The sequence below is a fragment of the Anaerobranca gottschalkii DSM 13577 genome (assembly GCF_900111575.1).
GTDB lineage: Bacteria > Bacillota > Proteinivoracia > Proteinivoracales > Proteinivoracaceae > Anaerobranca > Anaerobranca gottschalkii.
Genome location: NZ_FOIF01000092.1, coordinates 1 through 3,772, shown reverse-complemented (window position 1 = coordinate 3,772; position 3,772 = coordinate 1). Strand labels below are relative to the sequence as shown.

Sequence of the window (3,772 nt, the reverse complement as noted above, 5' to 3'; positions counted from 1 at the left end):
GTAGCCATAAACAACTCACCCCACTACATAATAACATTTATCCACATACCTAGCAATCTATACTTTCCTAAGCAATAAAAAAGGGCAAGTTTGCCCCTTTTTTTAATAACACATAGGTAAAGTAGCCCAAAAGGCAGTACCTTTTTCATTACTTCTTACACCTACTTCACCTTTAAAACCTTCAACAATGTGTTTTACAATTGCTAATCCTAAACCTGTCCCCCCTACATCTCGCTGCCGTGATTTTTCTACCCTAAAAAATCTTTCAAAAACCCTAGCTTGATCTTTCATTGGAATACCAGGCCCATTATCGATTACTACAATTCTAGCAAATCCATTATCTTGTTTAACTCCACTTATGGTAATTGTAGTTTTAGGATAGGTGTATTTTATAGCATTATCTACATAATTAACTAAAACCTGTTCTACATAATCTTTATCTACTGCTAAAGTTAAATCATCTGGAATATCCACTATAACTTCAATTTCTTTTTGATTTATTTTATCATCAAAAAGATTTAAAACCTTTATTGCCACATCCCTTAAATTACTAATTCCTTCCTTTCTCTTTTCTTGAGAGCTCTCTAACTTCGATAAATTAAGGATATCATTGATTAATCTAGAAAGCCTATATGATTCCTCTTTAATTATACTTAAAAAATGCTTAGTGGTTTCTTCATCAACATCTCCATCTAATAGTGTTTCTGCAAATCCTTGAATAGCTGTTACCGGAGTTCTCAGTTCATGGGAGACATTTGCTACTAAATCCTTTCTCATTTGCTCTAGACGGCGTAAATCAGTGATATCTTGTAATACCACTACTATTTCATCAGGCAAGGTATTATTCCCACGATATAAACCTGCACCTTTTAATCTGATAAATTGGGTTTCTCCATTTTTATTTCTCAAAATAACTTCTAACTGCTGCTGTTGCTGACCTTTAAGTAGATTATTAACAAAATCATTTACTTGATAATCCCTTGTTAAGTGAATTAATGGTCTATTAACTCCTTTTAAATCTGTGTTCAACATTTCCCTTGCCGCATTATTAGAAGTTTCTACAATCCCCTTTTTGTTTATTATCAATACCCCTACTGGCAAGCTCCGTAAAATATTTTCTATCCTCGATTTTTCCTTTGCATTATTCTCCATCATTAAAGATATATTATTACCCATTTCGTTAAATACTGCCTCTAATTCCCCGATTTCATCTTGAGCTATTACCCTTACTCTAGATGAAAAGTGACCTTTACCAAACTCCCTTGCTTTAACTATCAAATTGTTAATATTTTCAGTAAAGGCAGCAGCTATAATACTCCCAAAAATCCAAGTCAAAACTATACCAATCAAAAGAGATAAAAAGATTACTAGTCTAATATTATAAATAAATTTTTGGATATCTTTTAAAGATTTTGCCAACCTAAAAAAACCAATTATTTCCCCTTCTACATTGTATATAGGAGCTGCAGAATAGAGCATTTCCGCCTTTATAGTATCACTATATCTTTGAGATGTAGTAATTTTACCTTGTAAAGCACTTTGAATTTCCGGTCTATTTAAATGGTTATCCAATTGTTCTACTGGTCTTGCTGTTTCAGCTAAAGGATTACCATCGATATCTAAGATTGTAACCCTCAATCCTAATGTATTAGATACATCTTCAGCATAACTAATTAAAAATTCCCTATCTAAAAATCTAATAAAACCTGATAACATTTTAGTGTTATTAATTAGATCATTTTCCAAAGTATTTATATATTGATTAACAAAATAACTAGACAAATATATTCCTAATAAAGTGAAAATCCCTAAAAATAATAATGTATAAGTAATGGTAATTTTACTTTTTATTGATGCCACTACTGTCACTCCTATAACGATAGCCTACTCCCCGCAATGTTTGGATAGGTATATTGTTATCATCAATATCTGATAAACTTTGCCTTAATTGCCGAATATGAACATCAACGGTTCTACTATCCCCCAAATAATCATATCCCCATACCTTGGATAATAGTTCTTCCCTAGTACAAACCTTTCCGGCGTTTTCAACAAGGTAAAGTAATAAGGAGAATTGTTTAGGAGTGAGATCTAATGGAACCCCTTTGTACTCACAATAATACTGATCTTTATCGATTTTTAAATCACCTTTAACTATAAATTTCTTTTCTCCATATCCTTTATCCATATTTCTTCTAAAAGCAGCCTTTATCCTTGCCAAAAGTTCCCTTGGACTAAAGGGCTTTGTCATGTAATCATCGGCACCAACTTCTAACCCTACAATTTTATCGATTTCTTCTCCTTTAGCTGTTAACATTATTACATAAACACTAAATCCATACATTTGTCTAATGTGTTTGCATATCTCTATCCCATCTATGCCTGGTAACATCAGGTCCAATATAACCAAATCTACTTTATTTTCCTTTAAATACCCTAAGGCGGAATTACCATCCCGGGCCTCTACTACATCATACCCCTCTTTCTTTACATTAAATTTTATGAGTTCTAATATAGCATTTTCATCTTCAACAATTAAAATTTTATACATTTAACTCACCCCTTCCTTTATTTTAAGAATTCCCGTATTTCATCGGCAAAGGCATTTATAGGTAATACTTTATCAGCTAAATTCCGTTCAACAACCTGTTTAGGCATACCATAGATAGTACACGTTTCTTCACTCTCTACATAAACTTTCCCTCCATATCCCTTTATTTCTTCACAACCATCACCACCATCTTTTCCCATTCCAGTAAGGATACATCCTAAAACCCTATCTTTAAAAATAGGGGCAACTGATTTAAAGAGGGGATCAACAGCAGGTCTACAACCATGAATAGCAGGCTGTTTATTCAGCTTAAGAAAATAGCTACCCCTTTGTTCTTCTACTGTCATATGATAATCCCCTGGAGCTAAATAAACTACCCCTTTCTTAATCTCCTCATTATCTTCCCCTTCTTTTACTAAATAAGGGGTTATATCATCTAACCTTTTAGCTAAAGTCTTTGTAAAAAAGGCAGGCATATGTTGAACAACTAATATGGTTTCTTTTAATTCCTTTAAATTTTCAAAGATATTTGTTAACGCCTTAGGCCCCCCTGTAGAACATCCAATAACACAGATTTTATTAACTTTTCCTGGAAGAGTTAACTTACTTTGAATTTTTGCTTCTAAACCTTTTTTCCTTTCACTATCTTGAACCTTTTTAATATTAGCTTTAGCTGCAGTTTTAATTTTTTCCACTAATGCTTCTTTAATATTATGTATTTCCAAGCTATTATTAGGTTTATGTAAAAAATCTACAGCTCCTAATTTAAGGGCTTCCATAGTAATATTTGCCCCTTCTTTAGTTAAAGTACTGAACATTATAACTGGTGTAGCCTTTTTCTTCATTATTAATGCTAATGTATCTAAGCCAGTAAGAACAGGCATCTCTATATCTAACAGTACTACATCAGGATTAAGTTCTAAAACATATTTTAAACCTAGAAAGCCATTTTCTGCTTCAGCTATAACCTCAATACCGTTTTTAACTAAAATATCTTTTATCACCCTTCGCATAAAAACAGAATCATCTATAATTACAACCTTTACCATAATCCCACCTCAAATTGATATTTATTATTGATATTATATTATATTTACTCTTGTTTTACTAGTATTAAAGAAAAAGCGATAGTGTCAACTTTTTATAGGATATTTATAAATTGATGACCACTCTATTTTGGTTTATAAATTAAATGTTCCATTATGCATATCTTTCAAACAT

At 31.9% G+C, this 3,772-nt stretch carries 3 protein-coding genes; all 3 read right to left on the bottom strand.

The genetic code is table 11. The annotated features are described in order from the left end of the window. Nucleotides 1-102 precede the first annotated feature (102 nt). The 3 genes from BMX60_RS11635 to BMX60_RS11625 are packed head-to-tail and all read right to left on the bottom strand — an operon-like array spanning nt 103 to nt 3,600. Nucleotides 103-1,860 carry a HAMP domain-containing sensor histidine kinase gene (locus BMX60_RS11635; RefSeq protein ID WP_091351601.1) on the bottom strand — a complete coding sequence of 586 codons (1,758 nt, stop codon included), beginning with the start codon at nt 1,858-1,860 and terminating at the stop codon, nt 103-105. Beyond that, a complete protein-coding gene (locus BMX60_RS11630; RefSeq protein WP_091351600.1) occupies nt 1,841-2,551 on the bottom strand; it encodes a response regulator in 711 nt (236 codons plus the stop codon). Before BMX60_RS11630 ends, BMX60_RS11635 begins: the two co-directional genes overlap by 20 nt. A gap of 17 nt (nt 2,552-2,568) precedes the next feature. After that, nucleotides 2,569-3,600 (bottom strand): protein-glutamate methylesterase/protein-glutamine glutaminase, encoded by a 1,032-nt coding sequence (locus BMX60_RS11625; RefSeq protein WP_091351599.1) that lies wholly within the window; start codon nt 3,598-3,600, stop codon nt 2,569-2,571. Nucleotides 3,601-3,772 lie beyond the last annotated feature (172 nt).